At 57.1% G+C, this 20,735-nt stretch carries 12 protein-coding genes; 5 read left to right on the top strand and 7 right to left on the bottom strand.

Going from position 1 to position 20,735, the window contains the following annotated elements; translation table 11 throughout:
- Positions 1–24: 24 nt before the first annotated feature.
- The 7 genes from VGJ94_06160 to VGJ94_06130 form a co-directional block, all read right to left on the bottom strand.
- Positions 25–1,779 (bottom strand): thiamine pyrophosphate-dependent enzyme, encoded by a 1,755-nt coding sequence (locus tag VGJ94_06160; protein HEY3276185.1) that lies wholly within the window; start codon positions 1,777–1,779, stop codon positions 25–27.
- Positions 1,780–1,914: 135 nt separating this feature from the next.
- Positions 1,915–2,370 (bottom strand): hemerythrin domain-containing protein, encoded by a 456-nt coding sequence (locus tag VGJ94_06155; GenBank protein HEY3276184.1) that lies wholly within the window; start codon positions 2,368–2,370, stop codon positions 1,915–1,917.
- 44 nt (positions 2,371–2,414) lie between these two features.
- Complete coding sequence (locus VGJ94_06150; protein HEY3276183.1) at positions 2,415–2,933, bottom strand: DUF4142 domain-containing protein; 519 nt, start codon at positions 2,931–2,933, stop codon at positions 2,415–2,417.
- Positions 2,934–2,978: 45 nt separating this feature from the next.
- Positions 2,979–3,836: an SDR family oxidoreductase gene (locus tag VGJ94_06145; protein HEY3276182.1), complete on the bottom strand. Its 858-nt coding sequence runs from the start codon at positions 3,834–3,836 to the stop codon at positions 2,979–2,981.
- A gap of 94 nt (positions 3,837–3,930) precedes the next feature.
- Positions 3,931–4,083 (bottom strand): DUF3309 family protein, encoded by a 153-nt coding sequence (locus tag VGJ94_06140; protein ID HEY3276181.1) that lies wholly within the window; start codon positions 4,081–4,083, stop codon positions 3,931–3,933.
- A gap of 50 nt (positions 4,084–4,133) precedes the next feature.
- A complete protein-coding gene (locus VGJ94_06135; GenBank protein HEY3276180.1) occupies positions 4,134–4,349 on the bottom strand; it encodes a CsbD family protein in 216 nt (71 codons plus the stop codon).
- A gap of 89 nt (positions 4,350–4,438) precedes the next feature.
- On the bottom strand, positions 4,439–4,780 hold the full coding sequence (locus VGJ94_06130) for a hypothetical protein (GenBank protein HEY3276179.1): 342 nt from the start codon (positions 4,778–4,780) through the stop codon (positions 4,439–4,441).
- A 434-nt stretch (positions 4,781–5,214) separates the two neighbouring features.
- On the opposite strand from VGJ94_06130, the gene treZ reads away from it, so the two are divergent.
- The 5 genes from treZ to VGJ94_06105 all read left to right on the top strand — a co-directional run bounded on the left by treZ (position 5,215) and on the right by VGJ94_06105 (position 20,735).
- Positions 5,215–7,128, top strand: coding sequence for a malto-oligosyltrehalose trehalohydrolase (gene treZ, locus VGJ94_06125; GenBank protein HEY3276178.1), 1,914 nt, complete (start codon positions 5,215–5,217; stop codon positions 7,126–7,128).
- Positions 7,129–7,133: 5 nt separating this feature from the next.
- Positions 7,134–9,206 carry an amylo-alpha-1,6-glucosidase gene (locus VGJ94_06120; protein HEY3276177.1) on the top strand — a complete coding sequence of 691 codons (2,073 nt, stop codon included), beginning with the start codon at positions 7,134–7,136 and terminating at the stop codon, positions 9,204–9,206.
- Between the two features lie 106 nt (positions 9,207–9,312).
- Positions 9,313–11,043, top strand: coding sequence for a DNA polymerase/3'-5' exonuclease PolX (gene polX / locus VGJ94_06115; protein ID HEY3276176.1), 1,731 nt, complete (start codon positions 9,313–9,315; stop codon positions 11,041–11,043).
- 107 nt (positions 11,044–11,150) lie between these two features.
- Entirely contained in the window at positions 11,151–12,107 is a 957-nt protein-coding gene (locus VGJ94_06110) for a universal stress protein (protein HEY3276175.1), read from the top strand.
- A 48-nt stretch (positions 12,108–12,155) separates the two neighbouring features.
- A complete protein-coding gene (locus VGJ94_06105) occupies positions 12,156–20,735 on the top strand; it encodes a glucoamylase family protein (GenBank protein HEY3276174.1) in 8,580 nt (2,859 codons plus the stop codon).

Here is a 20,735-nt window from a genome sequence, read left to right as displayed (position 1 = left end):
GGTAAAGGACTCGGCAGAAGACATTCAGATCATCTCCTTCACTTTATCTTTGAGCACTGTCATGATAATCCTTTCCCGGTAAGGGGTACCCCGCGCCAAAGATTCGGCGAATTTGAGCGCCTGGTCGACAGTCACTTTCGAGGGCAGCGGAGGCTCATGGGGATCGACCACGGCTTCAACCACCACGGGGCCCGGGGCGTTGAGGGCTTCATGTATCACGGGGCCGCACATTTCCGGGTCATCGACGGTAAATCCAGTCCCGCCGCAGGCCCGGGCGAAAGCCGCAAAGTCTATCGGCTCCAGGTCACATGCGTATTCAGGGTTGCCCAAAAAGACCATCTGTTCCCATTTTATCTGACCCAGTAAATTGTTTTTGATAATGAAAATTTTTACAGGCAGGTGGTATTTGACGCATGTCACGAAGTCCGCCATGAGCATGGAGAAGCCTCCATCCCCCACGAATGCCACAGACTGGCGGTCCGGATAGGCTATCTGAGCCGCGATGGCATAGGGCAACCCGCAGGCCATGGTGGCGAGGTTCCCCGATACAGAGTGCATCTGACCTTTTCGCACCGGTATCTGGCGTGCCCACCATGTGGCGATGGTGCCCGAGTCGCAGGATACGATGGCGGTCTTCGAGAGTCGCTTGCCGAGCTCCCACGCGACTACCTGGGGCTTCATGGGCGTGTCCTTCCTCGTCCCGCGGATTTCCATGAGCTGCCACCACTCCTCCATTCCTTTTTGTGCCTTTTTCAGGAACCCGTCGTGATCATTCCTTTTAAGCAGGGGCAGGAGCTGTCGCAGAATAGCCTTGCTCTCGCCTAAAAGCCCCACCTCCACGGGATACCTGAGGCCTATCCGTGTGGAATCCAATTCGATCTGGACTGCCCGTGCATCTCCCGGTTTCGGATAAAATTCTATGTAAGGAAAACTGCTTCCCACGATAAGAAGGGTGTCGCACTCCTCGAGGGCCTGCTGAGACGGCTTCGTGCCCACCAGGCCGATCGGGCCGGTCGTGTAAGGGCTATCGTCCGGCACTGCGGCCTTACCCAGGAGCGCCTTCACAATGGGCGCCTGGAGCATCTCTGCTGCAATCTCCAATTCTTCGGTCGCATCGAGCGCGCCCCGGCCTGCCAGGATGGCGATATTTTTCCCCTGGTTCAGGATTTCTGCGGCTTTCGTCAGGTCGGCCGGCTGCAGGGTCGCGAACATGTGCATCGGTACATCCGACGTATGGTGCGGCACATTCCGCGGGGTAGGCTCCTCTTCGGAAATTTTTTCGGTCTGAATGTCGGCCGGGATAGTAAGATGAGCGACACCCCGATAGGCAAGGGCGGACCGGCAGGCGAGGGTTACGATATTTTCCACGTGCTGCGGGCACATCACCCGGCTGTTATAGACGCTTACGTCCATGAAGAGCTTATCCAGCTCCACATCTTGCTGGGTATACGTTGCGATGAGGTCATGGAATTGCAGTCCCGTGATCGCAAGCACAGGCTGCTGATCGAGTTTTGCATCATAGAGGCCGTTCAAAAGGTGAATGCCTCCGGGTCCGGAGGTGGCGAGACAGACGCCGAGCCTGTTGGTATACTTCGCATAGGCACAGGCCATGAAGGCGGCGGATTCTTCGTGGCGAACCTGAATGAATCGGATCTTGTCCTGCTGTTTTCGCAGGGCTTCCATGATCCCGTTGATCCCGTCGCCCGGTATGCCGAAAATTACCTCCACTTTCCAGTCGATCAGTTTTTCGACCAAGAGATCCGCTGTTGTCTTTGCCATCTTTTCCTCCCGTGGGCTGAAGAGGGGTTCTTTCCTCCCCCTGTCGCAGACCCTTCCCGCCTTTCAATTATCTCTTATTTCTTAAATTTCGGGGGGTCTTTATTGTACATCCGGATATCTCCTTGGGGACGCTTTTCAGGACTTCATAGGTCCGTTCATTTGCTCCTTCTTCTCGTGATAACGCCTTCCGATCTCATCCGACTGGGCCTTATCGATCACCTTTTGTGCTTGTTTGAAGAGGATTCCCTCTTCTTCCTGGATATGATGTTCCACCATTTCCTGCAGCACCGTAAGCTTTGCCTGCCAGTGCTCGTCCTGTTTGTTCATTCCCTTCAGGTCCTTGAGCACCTCTTTTGCATAATTGTGCTCCTCCCAGCTCTCGAGTGTTTTTTCGTGGGTGGGTCCTTTTTCTTCGAGTACGGGGTAAAGCAGTTCCTCCTCCCCTGAAAAATGGACGGTGAGCTCCTTACTTATCTGCTCGAAGATATTGTCATGGTCTGACTTTTTGCTCTTCATCGATTTAAACAGGGACTTCACGATTTGATGGTCATGCTCCAGCATCTTAAAAATCTGGGTACTTTGTGGTGTCATGGTGAGACCTCCTTTTATCGGGCGGCATTGAGCCGGGCTGCCTCTCATTTGCCGCTCTTTGATTTTCCGGCCATCTGCTCCCACATCTGAAGGTGTTCCTTCAGTGTGGGCAGAGTTTTGGCCGCGAACGCCTTCATATCGGCGTCTTTTCCTTTTTTTGATTCTTTCTCGAAGAGGGATACAGCGGCTTTATGCTCCTTCACCATCATATCCACATACTCCTTGTCAAACTCGGCAAGGGCGTGCTTTTTAAGTTTTTCAAGGTCGCTTTCGTGGGACCTCTCCATTTTCTGGGGAACAAGGGCCCCTTTTTTCTCCGCCATCGACATGAGCTCCTGGTTTACCTTCGAGTGGTCGTTGACCATCCGCTGGGCGGAGTTCTTTACCTCCGAGTTTGTGGCCTTCTCCGCCGCGATCTTACCTGCCTCCACTTCGAACATCCCGCTGCTCGCCGCATCCTTGACAAAGCTGTTATCTTTGAACTTGCTCTCTTTAGCGGAAAGACCGACGGCAACCCCAAATACAAAAACAAATGCAAAAACAAGAACCATCACCTTTTTCATATTGACCTCCTCTTTTTATTTGTTGCGGATCCGGACAATTTTTGACTATGCATTGACCACTTCACCACCGTTCGGGTGTATGATCTGCCCTGTGATGTAAGAGGCGTCCTCCGATGCAAGGAACACGTAGGCAGGGGCAACTTCGCTCGGTTGGCCTGCCCGCCCTATGGGTGTCTTCTTACCGAAGTCCTTCACGCTTTCAAAAGTCGATGGAATAAGGGGCGTCCAAATAGGACCCGGTGCAACGCCGTTCACCCGTATCCCCTCTTTTGCCAGGTTCTTTCCGAGAGATCTCGTAAAAGCGGTAATGGCGCCTTTCGTAGAGGAGTAATCGACCAGATAGTCGCTGCCGCGATAATTGGTGACACTCGTGGTATTGATGATGCTATCGCCTGCACTCATATGGGCAAGGGCAGCTTTCGCAAGATAGAACATGGCGAAGATATTCGTGCGAAACGTGCTCTCCATCATGTCAAGGTCAATATCCCGGAAATCGGCCGGGTGCTGCTCCGCGGCATTATTTACAAGAATGTTGAGTTTACCGAAGGCCTTTAAAGTCCTCCTGACCGCTTCGGCGCAAAATGCGCGGTCCCGTACATCACCGGGGATGAGGAGGCACCTTTTCTTCTCCTTTTCGATCATCTGTCGCGTCTCCTCCGCGTCTTCCTGCTCCGCCTCCAGGTAGACTATGGCGACATCCGCGCCTTCCCGGGCAAAATGGACCGCGACTGCCCTGCCTATCCCCGAATCGCCGCCGGTGACGAGGGCTACCTTGTCCTGTAGCTTTTCCGCCCCCTTATAATCGGGCCTTATGATTTCGGGCCTCGGGTACATCCTGCGCTCTAAACCGGGAGCTTCCTGTGTTTGATCGGGAAATTCTCCGGGAAGGTCCCTTGGTGCCATGATAGCCTCCTCGTCGAGAATATCTGTCCTGCTCGACAATTCCGGGGGCCACCCATCCCGTCAGTGTCCGGCACGGATGTCCCCCGGACGGTTTCTATATCACGCCGGTCAGCAAGAGGATGATGAGAATCAGAAGGATCAATCCGAGGCCGCCCGAAGGGTAATAACCCCAGCCGGAGCTATAGGGCCAGCTGGGCAGCGCACCTATAAGCAATACGAGCACGATTATTAAAAGTATGAATCTCATAGGCTCCCCTTTTTTTGTTTAATTAGGGCCGCACGAGCGCCCGCCGGTCCTTACCCTTTCCGCGGCTCATTGTACCGGTTCATGAAAGTCTTGTACTCCTCCTCGGCCTTTTCCTTGGAATACCCATAGGTCTTCTGAAGTATCCCCAGGAGTTTCTCCTGTTTGCCCTCGATCTGAGTGAGATCGTCATCGGTCAGTTTTCCCCATTTCTCCTTTATCCCGCCCTTGATCTCCTTCCACTTTCCTTTCAACACGTCTTCATCCATGGGCTACCTCCTTTTTAGGAAAAATTTCCGGGCCGGGCCGGGAAGAGAAGAATATGAGACCACTTCCCATCCCGGCACACGTTTGGCCTCTACTTTTCATCTCCCTTGACCTTCTCCTTCATCCGCTCCGTTAATGATTTCTTCTCGACCCAGGTGGCCATCATTTTCCCGTCTTTTTCCGTGTACGTGATTTTCACCTTGTCTCCGGGCTTCATCTCTTCCATGGATTTGTAATTTTTCCATTTCGTCGAAGCCATGGCGAAGGTCATATCTCCCTGGTCTGCTTTGACCACCGCGGTATTGGACGCGGGGTCGACGCTGACCACTTCACCGGAGACTGTCTTGGTTTTCGCCGTTCCTTTTGCAAACGAAGCGGTTACGAAAACCATCCCGATTATCACCACTAAAAAAACTATCAATGTCTTCTTCATTCCTTTCACCTCCTTCACGTTAATTTTGCCCAAATATAGCAACACCCTATCATCGGTGGACACACAATCAAGATACTGGACAAGGGGCCGAAGCCTGTCCCTGAGAAACATGTTCAGGCGGAGGAGGATCAGGTGCCGGGAATGAACTTGCGTGGGAACATGTGGCAGTCTTTTATCACGTTGCCTCTTAGTCGCAGGATAGTCATGACCTTTCCGGCTGTCAAGTGGCGGCGCCGGCCGAAAATCTTCGGAAGATTCCCGATTGGGGGGCGATATCGCCCCGATCTCATACCGTTGACAAAGGAGCGGCTGCTGCCTAGTTTAGGATTACCAAAGAATCAAGGAATGACAGAAACGGTCTTTTGCCGTGGGTCCATTCCCGATATTATTCCGGCCCCCATACCGGACAATATAAGAAAACAGGGACGATAAGGATGGACGGAATATCCCGGCGGCTCCCGATAGGCGCTGAAGTCATTAAAGATCAAGGTGTCCATTTCCGCCTCTGGGCCGACCGGCACACAAAAGCGGAAATAGTACTGGAGGGCGGTCCGGGCTCTTTTCGGGCAGGTCGTCCCATTTCAGTCGAAATGAAGGCCGAAGACCGCGGTTACTTCTCTATTTTTCTACCCGAAGCAGAAGACGGCACCCTTTACAGGATTCGATTGGACCGGGATGAGTTGCTTCTCCCCGATCCCGCTTCACGTTTCCAGCCTGAAGGGCCTCACGGCCCGTCACGGGTAGTCGATCCTTCCCACTATGCGTGGGCCGACTCCGATTGGAGGGGTATTGCCCTCCCCAACCAGGTCATCTACGAAATGCATATAGGTACTTTTACCAGGGAAGGTACCTTTCGTGCGGCGGCATCGGAGCTTCCCGAGCTTGCCTCCCAGGGTATTACGGTGATAGAGATGATGCCTGTAGCCGATTTTCCCGGGAGATATGGGTGGGGGTACGACGGAGTGGACCTTTTCGCGCCTACCCGTCTCTATGGCGAGCCCGATGATTTTCGTTATTTCGTGGACACCGCTCATAGCGTGGGCCTCGGCGTCATACTCGACGTGGTCTTTAATCACGTGGGGCCTGACGGAAATTACCTCGGGAGTTTTTCCCAATCCTATTTCACTGCCAGGCGAAAGTCACAGTGGGGGAATACCGTCAACTTTGACGGCCCCCAGGCAGCCGCCGTCCGGGAGTTTTTCATTGCCAACGCCGGCTATTGGATCGATGAATTCCATCTGGACGGGCTGCGCATCGATTCAGTAGAAAACATATTCGACGATTCCTTCGAACATATCCTGATTCCCGTCACCAAGCGGATCCGCGAGGCCGCGGGAAAGCGACGGACCTTAATCATAGCCGAAAACGAATCTCAGCAGGTGCGCTTCATAAAACCTTACAGCAAGGGCGGGTACGGGATGGACGCGGTCTGGAACGATGACTTTCATCACTCCGCCATGGTCGTGCTCAGCGGTCACAAAGAGGCTTATTACACCGACTACTCCGGAAAACCTCAGGAATTTATCTCCGCTGCAAAAAGGGGCTTTCTGTATCAGGGTCAGTATTATACCTGGCAGACTGCTCCGCGAGGCACGCCGACCCTCGGTCTGCCTCCCGCCGCCTTCGTCACTTTCATTCAGAACCACGATCAGATCGCCAATTCAGGTTATGGCCGGAGGGCTCATCAAATCACGAGTCCGGGACTTTTGCGCGCCATGACCGCGCTTATGTTGCTCTCACCCGGCACCCCGATGATCTTTCAGGGTCAGGAATTTGCGGCATCTACCCCGTTTTTCTACTTCTCCGACTTGGCGCCCGAGATTTCCCGAAGGGCGCAGCAGGACAGGCTCTCCTTTCTTGCTCAATTTCCGAGTCTCGCACAAATCGAAATGAGGGAGCGCATTGCCGACGCGACCGCTCCCGAGACCTTCGAACGATCCAAACTCGATTTTCGGGAACGCATGACCAACCGGGATATTTATGCCCTTCACAGGGACCTCCTGAGGCTGCGGCGGGAAGACCCCGTATTCAGGGCCCAGGGGGCAAATGGGCTCGACGGAGCGGTCTTATCCGACGAAGCCTTTCTCCTGAGGTTTTTCGGCGAAGATGGCGATGACAGGCTCGTGAGCGTCAATTTCGGCTCAGACCTTGATCTCAGTCCCGCCCCCGAACCGCTGTTGGCGCCTCCCCCCGACAGGAGGTGGAAAATCCTCTGGAACAGCGAGGATGTGCTGTATGGAGGCCTGGGCACTCCCATTTTCCATCTGGAAGAGAAGTGGAAAATACCGGCAAGGTCGACTATAGTGCTTGCGCCTGGAATGGTGAATGAGTATCGGAATGGGAGATGACGCCAATGAACCGTTTTATCCGGACAATCGAATTACCGGAAATGCAGCCCGAGGAAGGCGAACCCCTCCTCGTCCGTGAGTGGCTCGTTACGAACGGTCTTGGGGGTTATGCCTCCGGAAGGGTGTCAGGGCTCATCACGCGGCGATACCACGGTCTTCTCGTAGCCGCCCTCACCTCGCCCCTTGGAAGAATGGTAATGCTGAACCACCTCTCAGAGCGCATCCGTGTGAGCGACGGGACAGTATTCGATCTCACGAATGAGGTAAACGCGCCTGAATACTGCCAGGTCAGGGAAGAGTGCCCCATATCGGAATTCCGGCTCGAAATGGGTCTGCCTGTCTGGTATTACCGCGTGGGTGATATGGAAATCGAAAAACGGCTTATCCTCCCTCACCATCAAAATACGGTCCACATCACCTATCGGGTCATAAAGGCATCGGGACCGCTCCGCCTGGAGCTCCGCCCTGCCGTCCATTTCCGCTCCCATGAGGCGCCCGTCGGCGAGAGCCTGAAGCTCCCTTATGCACTGACCATTCTCGATAACCGGTACGAGCTCTCTCATCGTCCCGACCGTCCCAAGCTGCGGCTCTTCCTGTACGGCCAGGACGCAAACTTTACAGTCGATGGGAAAAAGATCGAGGAGATCCTCTACCGGATCGAAGAGAGCCGCGGATACGAGGCGCGGGGGAATTTGTGGAGTCCGGGATATTTCCATATACCCTTGTACCAGGGCGGCTCGACGACTCTCGTCGCATCGACGGAATCATGGGATGTCATCTTTGCCCTCACTCCCGAAGAAGCGCTGCTGGCCGAGTCCGAACGCAGGAGATTGCTTATCCAGGCCGCCGCACCGCGGGCACGCAGCGGGATGGGCGGGGAGCTCGTGCTTACTGCCGATCAATTTATCATCACCCCGGGTGGCCGGATGCAGGATGAGGTGAGGGCGCGTGCGTCGGGCGATGAAGTGAGAACGATGATCGCCGGCTATCATTGGTTTACCGACTGGGGACGGGATACGATGATCAGCCTGGAAGGGCTTACGCTGGTCACAGGACGCCACACGGAGGCGGGATGGATCCTCAAATCCTTTCTCCGCTATGTCCGGGACGGTCTTATTCCCAATCTTTTTCCCGAGGGCGAGCAAGAAGCCCTCTATCATACGGCGGACGCCAGCCTCTGGTTCTTCCATGCCTTCGACCGTTATCTCGCGTATACGAATGACCGTGATACCCTGCGCCTCGCCTTGCCCAAACTCATCGATATCATAGACCATCATGTACGCGGCACCCTCTTCGGGATCAAGGTCGATCCCCGGGACGGTCTTCTCACCCAGGGTCAGGAGGGGTACCAGCTTACATGGATGGATGCCAAGGTGGATGATTGGGTCGTCACCCCGCGCAGGGGGAAGGCCGTGGAGATAAACGCGCTCTGGTATAATGCCCTTAAGCTCCTCGAAGGATGGGTGACGGAGGAAAAGGAGGTTTCAAAAGCGCCCTTCCTCTCGGAGTTGGCGGAAAAATGTCGTAAGTCCTTTAACGAGCGCTTCTGGTTTCCCGAAGGCGGGTATCTTTATGATGTGCTGGACGGCGGAAAAGGCGATGATCCTTCATGCCGGCCGAATCAGGTGCTCGCCCTCGCCCTGCGTCATCCGGTCCTGGAACAACAGTTCTGGAAACCGGTGATGGACGTAGTGAAGGAGCGCCTGCTGACGCCGGTCGGGCTGCGCTCCTTAGCTCCCTCCGATCCGCACTATAAATCGAAATATTACGGCGATATCCGCTCCCGCGACGCAGCCTACCACCAGGGAACGGTCTGGGTCTGGCTTATCGGTCCCTTTATCGACGGATGGCTCAAACTGTACCCCGATGACACGGCCACTGCCCGCGGTTTTATTGAAGGGATATCGACCCACCTGGCGGACAAATGCGTGGGTTCCATAAGTGAAATATTCGACGGCGATCCGCCCTTTCACCCCCATGGCTGCATCTCTCAGGCATGGAGCGTGGCGGAAGTCCTCCGCTCCTGGGTGAAAACCGCGGATGAAGACTTAAACGGCGGCCCGCAAGGAGGGATATAATGGCGGATATCCTTCGGATCTCCCAAGAAAATGCGTCGCCCTATGGACATACCTATACCGGCCCGCGGGATAAAGAATAGTAGGTCCCTCCAGCGAAGGGTGGAACATGGCCGTCCCCAATTCGGATATTATCGAACAATTTTTCGAGATGGCCGATCTTCTCGAGATAGAAGGCGCCAATGAATTCCGGGTGCGAGCATACAGAAACGCGGCCCGGGTAATTGCGAGCCTTCCCCGAAGCCTGGCGGAAATGGTCGAACGGGGTGAAGACCCCAAGGAACTTCCCGGCATCGGCCAGGATCTGGCGGGAAAAATCAGGGAGATCGTAACCACAGGATCCTTTTCACAATTGAAGGCCATAGAGGAAAAGCTGCCGGGAGAGCTGACGAAGCTTATGAAGGTAGGGGGCCTCGGGCCGAAACGCGTCAAAGCGCTCTACCGGGAGCTGGGCGTCAGCACCCTCGAGCAATTGAAAGAGGCGGCGCTCGGCGGCTCGATGAGCCGGCTACCGGGATTCGGGGAAAAAACCGCACGTCTTGTTATAGAGGAAATGACCAGGGCAGAATCCGACGGTACAGGGCAAGAGCGGATTAAGCTCTCCGCCGCCGAGGAGATCGCCCGGTCCCTTACGGGGTATTTAAAGGGTGTTGACGGCCTTGACCGGCTGGAAGTGGCGGGAAGCTACCGTCGCAGGAAGGAGACGGTGGGAGACCTCGATATCCTCGCCGCATGCAGCGCTGATTGTCCGATAATGGACCGCTTCATCCGGTTTGAAAACGTCCTGAAGGTGATATCCCGCGGGACGACCCGCTCGAGCGTCGTCCTTCGCTCCGGTCTCCGGGTGGACCTGAGGCTTGTCCCCACTGAAAGCTTCGGGGCCGCCCTTCACTATTTCACCGGCTCAAAGGATCACAATATCGCCGTCAGGAAGATGGGTCTCAAGAAGGGACTCAAAATCAACGAGTACGGGGTCTTCAGGGGGAGCACGCAAATTGCGGGCAGGACCGAGGAGGAGGTGTACCGGCAGGTCGGTCTCCCTTACATCGAGCCGGAGCTGAGAGAAAATTGGGGCGAGATCGAGGCGGCCTCGTCGGGGCGGCTTCCCGCCCTCGTCGGGCTCGGGCAGATCAGAGGCGACCTCCATGCCCATACGAAAGAGACGGATGGCCGAAACACCCCATTACAGATGGCGGAAGCCGCACTAAAATTAGGATACACCTATCTCGCCATCACGGATCACTCGGTTCGCCTTGCCATGACCCATGGATTCGACGCGGCCCGTCTCGCTCTGAGGAATGCCGAGATAGACGAGCTGAACAGAAAGCTGAAAGGAATCCGGCTCTTGAAATCGATCGAGGTGGATATCCACGAAGACGGCTCCCTCGATCTCCCCGACCGCAGTCTCGAGGAGCTGGACCTGACCGTCTGCGCGGTCCATTCCAAATTCAAGCTCTCCAGAGAGCGACAGACGGAACGGATCCTGAAGGCCATGGAGAACCCCTACTTTCATATCCTCGCCCATCCCAGCGGACGACTGATTAACAGGAGAGAGCCATACGAAGTGGATATGGAGCAGATCATGCGGGCAGCCCGGGTCCGGGGCCGCGTCATGGAGGTGAACGCCCATCCCGACCGCCTTGACCTCACGGACACCTACTGTAAGATGGCAAAAGATATGGGCGTCAAGGTAGCTATTTCCACCGATGCCCACAGCGTATTGGACCTTGCCTTCATGCGCTTCGGCGTCTCTCAGGCAAGACGGGGATGGCTGGGGCCGGACGATGTGCTTAACACAAGAAACCCGGAAGAGATAAAGGAGCTGTTGGGCGGAAGATAGACGGGCCATGGGCATGACGCGGCTCCTCGCGCCATTGTACTTCCCGTAAACTGCATTATATTTGATCAGTGAGTTTCACAGTTTGCACGTGGCGAGGAGGGAAGGAGATGTTTAAACATATACTTTTGCCGCTCGATGGATCGAGCCTTGCCGAATGCGCAATCCCTTACGCGGCAGCGCTCGCCAAGGCCTTCGACGCGCGGATAACCCTGCTAAGGGTCCTTGAAAAGCCCTACCAGAACGGTTGCTCCCAACCGGTCGATCCGCTGGACTGGCGCATGTGTAAAGTGGAAGCCAAATCTTACCTCGATAACCTCGCCGGACTTCTGGGAGAAAGGGGTCCGAAAACAGAGTCGGTCCTTCTCGATGGCGACCCGGCACAGCATATCGTGAAACTGGTGGGCGAGTGGGACCTTGACCTTATCGCGCTAAGCAGTCACGGTCAGAGCGGGTTGAGCAGCTGGAACTACGGAAGCGTTATGCGCAAAGTCATTGCCCTTGCCCATTCATCCATTCTGGTGGTGCGCGCCTACAAGGAAACACAGCGGGAAGAGAAACAGTCAATATTCAAAAGGATTGTGCTGCCTCTCGATGGGTCGAAAAGGGCGGAATGTGTCTTATCGCCCGCAATCGCCCTGGCTCAGGCCTATGAAAGTAAGCTTTTTCTCGTCCATGTGACGGCACGGCCGGAAATGCCCCGCCTCAAAGTGCCGACCCAGGAAGATATGGATCTCGCTGACCGCGTGGTGGAGCGCAATCTGGAAGAAATGACAAGGCAGTTCGAACAGCTTGAGAAACGTGCGAATGTGGATACGGAGATACGGGTCGTCGCCGATAGTCACGTGGCCGAACGGCTTCATGAATTGGTGAAGCAGGAAAAGGCCGATCTCGTGATCCTGAGCGCCCATGGGTATTCAGGAAAAACAAAATGGCCCTATGGAAGCGTGGCCTCCACCTTTATTGAATATGGTGTTACCCCGCTGCTCGTGGTGCAGGATCTGCCGCGAGGCGCAGTCGAACCGAGTGAGGCCGAAACAGTCGCCCGACAGATGAAAGGCCATTAACAATAATCTAATATCCCATCAGACGGACGGGAAATGAATGGAGGCCTTTTGTATCGGAACGAGCCCAGTTCGAACCCTGATCAAGTCGAAAAAGAGGCGGCACGAGCGGCCGAGGCCCACGAGGCTGCCCATGGCCCCGGGGAGCCTGACTGGCTCGCGAATACTCTTAAGGCACGGGAGGATACCCTTAAGCGGGCCTACCAGTATTTCCTCAGATTATCCGAGCAGGAATTCACCCAATCCTACGCAGCGGAATGGCTTCTCGATAATTTTCACATCATTGAAGAGGCGCTCAGGGAGATAAGAAAAGATATACCGCCCGCCTATTATGCCCAGTTGCCTAAACTGGCGGCGCCGCCATATAAGGGCAAACCCCGCGTATATGCGATCGCCGTCGAGATGATGAGCAGCTCTCAAGGGCTTCTCCAGATTGGAGAGGTACTCCACTTTATCGAATCATATCAAAAAACCAGGGTGCTCGAGATTGGCGAGCTCTGGGCTTTACCCGTCATGTATCGCGTGGTGATTCTGGGCTCCGTGGCACAGGCCGTGACCCGGGTAATGGGGCTCTCCCAAACCGGGAGCATATCAGAGACCGGGGCCGTGATTCCCATCCCTACGGCGTCTGCCCCCGATGAGACGATCATCGCCAATGGGATCTTGAGTTTAAGAGAGCTTGCCGCCCTCGATTGGAAAGAGATATTCGAAAACCTGAGCCATGTGGAGCAGGTCCTGCGGGCCGACCCTTCCGGAACATATGGCTCCATGGATTTCGACACCCGCGACCGGTACAGAAAGGAGGTGGAGAGGCTCGCCCTCGCCACAGGAGAGAGCGAGACCGATGTGGCGCGCCTTGCGATCGGGCTCGCTGAAGAGAAGTCCCGGCGGCATAAGGGCGGGGACCCGCGCGAACGCCATGTGGGCTATTATCTCATAGGTCCCGGATGCCTTCAGTTGGAAGCCCGTCTTGGATACGCCCCACCCCGGAAGGAACGAGCCCTGCGCTGGCTGCGCGACAGGCCGACCCTGCTTTACCTCGGCAGTATCGGCGGTACGGCCCTGCTTATCTTCGTTGCCCTGGCTCGGTACGTGTTCAACGACGACACGGGGCCTATGTCCCTGTCTCTTATCATGCCGCTCATTGTCGTCTCCGTTCTCGTCTGCGCCACCGGACTGATGAACTGGGTTTTCACTCATGTCCTGCCGCCCCGTGTCCTGGCGAAGCTCGATTTCAGCAAAGGGGTCGCCCCGGATTGCCGTACCATGGTGGTCGTCCCCGCCCTGCTGACAGATCAGGATGAAGTCGCCGCTCTGCTGCGCCAGATTGAGCTTCATTTTCTCGGTAATGAAGATCCCTACCTCTCCTTCGCCCTTTTGACGGATTTTACCGATGCATCCCAAAGGGTGACCGAGGCGGACCAGGCGCTCGTGGATGAGGCCGTCGCGGGGATCGAGCGTCTCAACGCGCGATATGCACGCCCTGATGCGGCCGGTCCGCCCGGACCATTCTACCTTTTTCATCGTGAGCGCCAATGGAATGAGACTGAGGGCGTCTGGATGGGCTGGGAGCGCAAGAGGGGCAAGATAGAAGAGTTCAACCGGTTACTTGCCGGGAATGAAGCCACTTCTTTTATCGTTCTTGCCGGCGATCTGACCATACTGCCTGACGTGAGATATGTGATCACCCTCGACGCGGACACCATACTCCCGCGGGGTGAGGCCTTTCGCCTCATAGGCACCCTTGCCCATCCTTTGAACCGCGCCCGGCTCGATGAAAGGACCGGTGAAATAACCGGGGGTTATACCCTCCTTCAGCCGAGGATTCAAATAAGACCCCCGGGGGCCGGCCGGTCCCGTTTCATGCGGCTTTTTGCCGGCGACACAGGGTTCGACCTCTATTCGCGCGCCATCTCCGACATCTACCAGGACCTGTTCGGCGAGGGGATTTACGTGGGGAAAGGCATTTACGATGTCGCCGCGTTCGAGCGGGGCCTGGCCGGCAGGGTGCCCCAGAATGCGCTCCTCAGTCACGACCTGTTTGAGGGATTGCACGTCGGGGTGGCCCTGGCCACGGACCTCACCCTCGTGGAGGAGTATCCCCCTACCTACATCGCGTATGCCCGAAGGCTCCACCGCTGGATGCGGGGAGATTGGCAACTCCTGCCCTGGCTCTTTACCCGACTGCCTTATCCAGACCGCTGCACGAGACCCCACAGGCTCTCCCTCATCAGCTGTTGGAAAATTCTCGATAACCTTTTTCGCAGCCTTTTTTCGCCTGCCCTCCTCGTCCTCCTGATTCTTGCGTGGCTCGGGCTTCTCGGTCCGGCCCTCCCATGGACCATCTTTGTCTTCCTTGCCTCGGCAACGCCTTTGCTTACCGGGGCCGCATCGGAGCTATCCGGCCTTCTGAACGGCCGCACAATAAAGGGGGTAGCTTCGTCGGTGTGGCAGTCAGCGGCCCGGTGGCTCCTCCTCGTCACGTTCATGCCTTATGAAGCGATTATGGCCGTCGATGCAATCGTGAGCACCCTTTTCCGCCTGATTATCACGCGCAGGCACCTGCTGAAATGGACCACCGCTGCCCACACCGCGCGCCTTCTGAGCATGCGGGATTCTTCAATTGCCGTGTGGAGGGAGATGGGCGGCGCAGCGCTGGTGAGCGCGGCCATTGCCCTTCTGGTCCTGGCATTCAATCCGTCTCTCCTTCTGCCCTGTGCCCCGCTCCTGTGCCTCTGGTTCTTTTCACCTGAAATCTCCTATCGGATAGGTCTCCCGTTGAAGCGTGTCCGGGAGGTGCTTCCCATGGGGCAACGGTACCAGTTGAGGCGCCTCGCACGGCGCACGTGGTTTTACTTCGAGCAGTTTGTCGGCCCCGACGACCAGTGGCTTCCTCCGGACCATTTCCAGGAGTCGCCCCGGGGACTGCCGGCGCGGCGCACCTCTCCCACCAATGTGGGCCTCATGCTCCTTTCCGCCATGGCCGCCCACGACCTCGGGTATATCGGCGCCCTCGCCCTGGCCAACCGCCTGCAATCAACGTTCGAGACAATGGAAAGGCTGGAGCGGTACCGGGGACACTTCCTGAACTGGTACGATACGCGGGCGGCAAGCCCCCTGCCCCCGAGATACGTCTCTACCGTCGACAGCGGAAACCTTGCCGCCTGCCTCATCACGTTGAAGCAGGGGTTTCTCTCCCTGAGACACGCGCCGCTCATTCGCTGGCAGTACCTGCAGGGACTCCTCGATACGCTCGACATAATGGACGAGGTAGTCGAACAGTTGAAAGAATCGGCGCCGATCGCCGTGAATTCGCTCCAGGCCTATTGGGACCGGATTCGCGGGAAGGTCCTGGCGGTCAAGGACGATCCGGCGGCGTGGGGACCCCTTCTCGGTCATCTCGAGAAAGAAGAGCGGCCGGAGCTCGACAGGCACCTGATGGCCTTCATCGAGGCCGGGGGGCGGGCTGTTGAGGCCCCAAGCCTGTCGGCCGTGCGCCTCTGGGTCGAGCGTATCCATTATCAGCTGCATACGGCCGAGCGGGAGATGGCGACCCTTGCGCCGTGGCTCAAGATGCTCGAGCGTGCGCCGGTGGTTATCTCCGGCTCCGAGGAGCCTTTGATCTCCGATACGTGGAATTTATTGAACCATGCCCTGCCGCCAACGCCGCTTCTCGATGAGGTGGAACAGGCATGCGAGGAGGCCTATGCGTTTTTGAATCGCCTGCGCTCACTGCTCCCCGGCCTAGTAGCCGATGAGGATGACCTGGGTGAGGCCCTTATGTGGGCTGTCGACCTGGGCGACGCGCTGGTGGCTGCGGAGGTGAATGCGCGAAACCTCTTAAAGATATATGATGAGCTCGGCCGTCAGTCCGATAGATTTGTCGAAGAGATGGATTTCGGGTTTCTTCTCGATCGGCAGCGCCAGCTCTTCCATATCGGCTACAATGTCGATGCGGGAAAACTCGACAGCAACTATTATGACTTACTCGCCTCTGAAGCGCGCATCGCGAGTCTGATCGCGATCGCAAAAGGTGATGTCCCTCAATCTCATTGGCTCCACCTCAACCGTCCCCTGGCACTGATGGACGGAGACGGAGTGGGCCTTCTCTCGTGGAGCGGCAGCATGTTCGAATACCTCATGCCGACCCTGTTCATGCATGAAGATGACGACTCCCTCCTCGGCCGGGTCGACATGGCGGCGGTCGAGCGCCAGATTGCCTACGGCAAAAAGAAGGGCGTGCCCTGGGGAATTTCGGAATCGGCCTATTATCAGTTCGATCCCCACATGAACTACCAGTACAGGGCCTTCGGCGTCCCCGGCCTGGGGTTTAAAAGGGGGGCCGAAGACGATCTCGTGATCACTCCTTATGCCTCGATGCTGGCGCTGCCATATCGGCCGAAGGCGGTAATGGAGAATGTGGCCTCCCTCGTCCGCACGGGCATGCTGGGAAATTTCGGTCTTTATGAATCGATCGATTATACCGAGGCACGCCTTGCCATGGGGAAAAAACATGCCATTGTGCGCTCCTTCTATGCGCACCACCAGGGTATGATATTCCTGTCCATGGCCAACTATCTGCTTGAAGGGACCATAGTCAGACACTTTCATTGCGATCCGCGCATCCAGAGCGTGGAGCTTTTACTTCAGGAGCAGGTACCTGAGAAGGCCTTTGTCGATCACCACATGCAGGATGAGGCTGCGTCAGGACCCGTTGCCCGGGCGAAGGTGGCCCTCACCCCGTGGTCGGTTCCCGTGCAGACTCACGTGCCGCGCGTTCATTTCCTCTCGAATGGAGATTACGGAGTCCTCATCACGAATGGCGGGGCCGGCTACAGCCGGTGGAAGGAGATTGCCTTAACGCGATGGCGGGCCGATTCAACCCTCGATAACTGGGGGAGCTGGATCTACGTCCATGAACCGGAAACCGGAGATCTCTGGTCGGCAGGATACCAACCCGCAGACGGTACGACCCAGTTGCGGAAAGTCTCTTTTGCCCCGGATAAGGTAGATTTTCAGTGCCAGACGCAGGATATCGTGCTTCACCTGGAGATCACCGTGGCGCCCCACGAGCCCGTTGAAATCAGGCGTCTTTCGGTAACGAACGTGAGCGCCCGTACGCGACGTCTCACCATATCGAGCTACGGCGAGATAGTCCTCGCCGCCAGGGATGTGGACAAGGCCCACCAGGCGTTTAACAAACTTTTTATAGAGAGCGAATACCTGCCCGAGATGAATGCCCTTCTCTTCCATAGGCGCATCCGATCCGCATCGGAAGACCCTGTCTGGCTCATTCACGGTTTTGTGGCAGCAAACGGGTATAAAGGACCTGTCATGTGGGAGACGGACCGGTCGCGATTTCTCGGGCGGCAGCGTACCTGCGCAGATCCGATGATCTTCGGCACGCAGCGTCATGGCTTTTCCGGCACGGTGGGGGCGACACTTGACCCGGTCATGGCCCTCGCCTGTGAGCTGGAGCTGCCTGAAAACGGCACCGTCCACCTCGCCTACTTCACCCTCGCGGCCTCAACGCGACGGGAGGCCCTTCGCCTCGCGGAGCTCTACCGGCGGTGGCCCGCCATAGAGCGGGCCTTCGGCCAGATCAGATCTCAGAGCGAGCAGGAATTGAGCCGCCTGGAGCTTGCCACGCGGGATCTGCAGCTCATACAGGAACTCCTTTCCGTGCTTCTCTATCCCCATGCTGCCCTCCGTGCGGACCCGCAAATACTCGCGAGCAATTCCAGAGGACAGAAGGACCTGTGGCGTTTTTCCGTTTCGGGCGATTATCCTGTTCTCCTTCTCTGCATCGGAAGGGAAGAAGAGCTTGCCCTGGTGAAGGAGCTGCTCAGGGCCCACACCTATTGGCGGGACCGGGGCCTGAAAATCGACCTGGTCATTCTCAATACCCGGGAGACGGGTTATGTGCAGGAGGTTCAGGGGCAGCTCCTGAGGCTGCTTGCACGCACGAACAGTGATGCCTGGTTAAACCGCCGGGGCGGCATTTTTATCGTCAGGGGCGACCAGATCGATGAGGCGGAGCTGGTTCTGCTGAAAACGGTGGCGAGGGCAATCCTGGACGGAGAAAAAGGCTCCCTTGCCGAGCAGATGAAGAACCTCCAGCGAGAGCCTGCCTCTCTGCCGGCCTTTGTCCCCGGGCGATCCGCGTCGGAAGAGACAGAGCCCACACCACCCCTTACCCGGCCCACGGATCTTGCATGGGACAACGGGCTCGGCGGCTTCAGCCCCGGGGGAGAGGAATACGTGATCTATCTCGAGCCGGGACAGGCCACGCCTGCGCCGTGGATAAACGTCATAGCGAACCCTTTTTTCGGCTTTCTTGTGTCCGAGGGCGGCCTGGGCTGCACCTGGGCGATCAACAGCGGTGAAAACCGGCTCACCCCCTGGCACAACGACCCCCTGATCGATACCCCGGCGGAGGCCCTCTACCTGCGGGACGAAGAAACGGCCCAGATATGGTCACCCACGCCTCTCCCCTCTCCGGGTAATGCACCGTACCTGGTCCGGCACGGTATGGGCTATTCGCAGTTTGAGCACCATAGCCACGGCCTCGCACAGAAGGTATGTCTGTTCGCCGCCCTCGATGACCCGGTGAAATGCGTGCAGGTCCGGCTCGAAAACCTGTGGAGCCGCCCACGGAGGGTCACCCTCACCTATTATGTGGAATGGCTCCTGGGGAACGACCGGGAGCGGATGCAGCAATTCGTGGTCTCCGAGTTCGATGAGCTGGGGCAGGCACTGCTCGCCCGTAATGCCTATAATACGGAATTTCACGAGCGGGTGGCATTTGTCTGCTCCGACACGGAGCTTCACGGATTGACCGCCTGCCGCACCGAATTCATGGGTTCCATGGGAAATCCCGCACGTCCTGCGGCGCTTACCCGTATCGGCCTCGCGAACCGCACGGAGGCAGGCATCGATCCATGCGCGGCGTTACAGGTCCACATCGACCTTGAGCCCGGGGAAGCAAAAGAGACCTGCTTCATCATGGGCGAGGGCGCGGACCGGGGGGACGCGTTGCGCCTGGCGAACCTATACCGGCAGCCCGGGAACGGGGAGAACACCCGGCAAAAGATAACCCTTTTTTGGGAGAGCCTCTTGAGCGCGGTTAGGGTTGAAACTCCGGATCCGGCCATGGACGGCATGCTCAACCGCTGGCTCCTCTACCAGACCCTTACCTGCCGCCTTTGGGGGAGGACGGCGCTCTACCAGTCGAGCGGCGCCTACGGGTTCAGAGATCAGTTGCAGGACGTGATGGCCCTCGTCCATGTGGGCCCCGAACTGGCCCGTGCCCATATTCTCATGGCTGCAGGCAGGCAGTTCGAGGAAGGCGACGTGCTGCACTGGTGGCACCCGCCCTCGGTGAGGGGCGTTCGCACCCGCATTTCCGACGATCTTCTGTGGCTGCCCTTTGTCACGGCTCATTATGTGAAGAGCACGGGCGACAGGTCGATTCTCGCCGAAAAAATGCCTTTTCTCCGGGACAAACCCCTGGACCCCGACGAGGAGGAGCGATACGGCTATTATGAGACCACGCCCGAAGGGTACAGCCTTTTCGAGCACTGCCGGCGGGCGATCCGCAAGGGATCGACCTCCGGTATGCACGGTATACCCCTTATAGGCGCAGGCGACTGGAACGACGGCATGAACAGGGTCGGCGTCAAGGGTCTCGGTGAGAGTATCTGGCTCGGCTGGTTTCTCTATGCGGTAATGAACGAGTTTGCCGGAATATGTGACATGGAGGGCGAGAACACACAGGCTGCTGCTTACCGCGAGCATGCCGATATCATCAAGCAAAACCTTGAATCTACCGCGTGGGACGGAGAATGGTATCTTCGCGCCTATTATGATTACGGCGTCCCCCTGGGATCGGGTCGGAGCCGGGAGTGTCAGATCGATTCGATCGCCCAGTCCTGGGCGGTTATTTCGGGGGCCGGTGGAAAATCCCGCACGGAAAAAGCCATGGAATCGGTGATGGAGAGGCTCGTAAACCCGGAGGCACAGCTCGTACAGCTTTTTGCTCCCCCTTTTGATAAAACCCCCCACGATCCCGGTTACATCAAAGGCTACCCCCCGGGAATCAGGGAAAATGGGGGTCAGTATACCCACGCCGCCCTGTGGAGCGTTTGGGCCTATGCCCTTCTTGGACAGGGGGAGCGGGCAGTCGACCTCTTCCGTATGCTCAACCCGATCACCCACGGCGATACAGAGGAGAAGATCGCCCTTTACCGCGGGGAGCCTTACGTGGTCGCCGCGGATGTATACAGCACCGCGCCTCACACGGGTCGGGCAGGATGGACATGGTATACGGGTGCGGCCGGATGGATGTACCGGGTGGGCCTGGAGGCAATCCTCGGCATATGCCGGAGAGGCGATACCCTCCTCATATCGCCCTGCATTCCGAAAGATTGGCCGGGCTATAGGGTGACATACCGCTTCGGAAGAAGCCTTTATCACATTCAAGTGGCAAATCCCCATGGCCTCAACAGGGGATTTACGGAAATTACATGTGACGGGCATATCCTGAATGAACAGGGGATGCCCCTTTCCGATGACGGACTGACACACGAAGTCACTGCAGTAATCCGCGCTGAAGCTCCCACCGGAAGGTGA

This window comes from Syntrophorhabdaceae bacterium (genome assembly GCA_036504895.1).
Lineage (GTDB): Bacteria > Desulfobacterota > Syntrophorhabdia > Syntrophorhabdales > Syntrophorhabdaceae > PNOM01.
Note: the sequence above shows the minus strand (reverse complement) of the source record. Positions and strands in the feature narration are given on the sequence as shown.

Excerpts from the sequence above, each read along its gene's own strand:
- VGJ94_06160 (HEY3276185.1), bottom strand. The coding sequence starts at position 1,779 with ATGGCAAAGACAACAGCGGATCTCTTGGTCGAAAAACTGATCGACTGG.
- VGJ94_06155 (HEY3276184.1), bottom strand. The coding sequence starts at position 2,370 with ATGACACCACAAAGTACCCAGATTTTTAAGATGCTGGAGCATGACCAT.
- VGJ94_06150 (HEY3276183.1), bottom strand. The coding sequence starts at position 2,933 with ATGAAAAAGGTGATGGTTCTTGTTTTTGCATTTGTTTTTGTATTTGGG.
- VGJ94_06145 (HEY3276182.1), bottom strand. The coding sequence starts at position 3,836 with ATGGCACCAAGGGACCTTCCCGGAGAATTTCCCGATCAAACACAGGAA.
- VGJ94_06140 (HEY3276181.1), bottom strand. The coding sequence starts at position 4,083 with ATGAGATTCATACTTTTAATAATCGTGCTCGTATTGCTTATAGGTGCG.
- VGJ94_06135 (HEY3276180.1), bottom strand. The coding sequence starts at position 4,349 with ATGGATGAAGACGTGTTGAAAGGAAAGTGGAAGGAGATCAAGGGCGGG.
- VGJ94_06130 (HEY3276179.1), bottom strand. The coding sequence starts at position 4,780 with ATGAAGAAGACATTGATAGTTTTTTTAGTGGTGATAATCGGGATGGTT.
- treZ (HEY3276178.1), top strand. The coding sequence starts at position 5,215 with ATGGACGGAATATCCCGGCGGCTCCCGATAGGCGCTGAAGTCATTAAA.
- VGJ94_06120 (HEY3276177.1), top strand. The coding sequence starts at position 7,134 with ATGAACCGTTTTATCCGGACAATCGAATTACCGGAAATGCAGCCCGAG.
- polX (HEY3276176.1), top strand. The coding sequence starts at position 9,313 with ATGGCCGTCCCCAATTCGGATATTATCGAACAATTTTTCGAGATGGCC.
- VGJ94_06110 (HEY3276175.1), top strand. The coding sequence starts at position 11,151 with ATGTTTAAACATATACTTTTGCCGCTCGATGGATCGAGCCTTGCCGAA.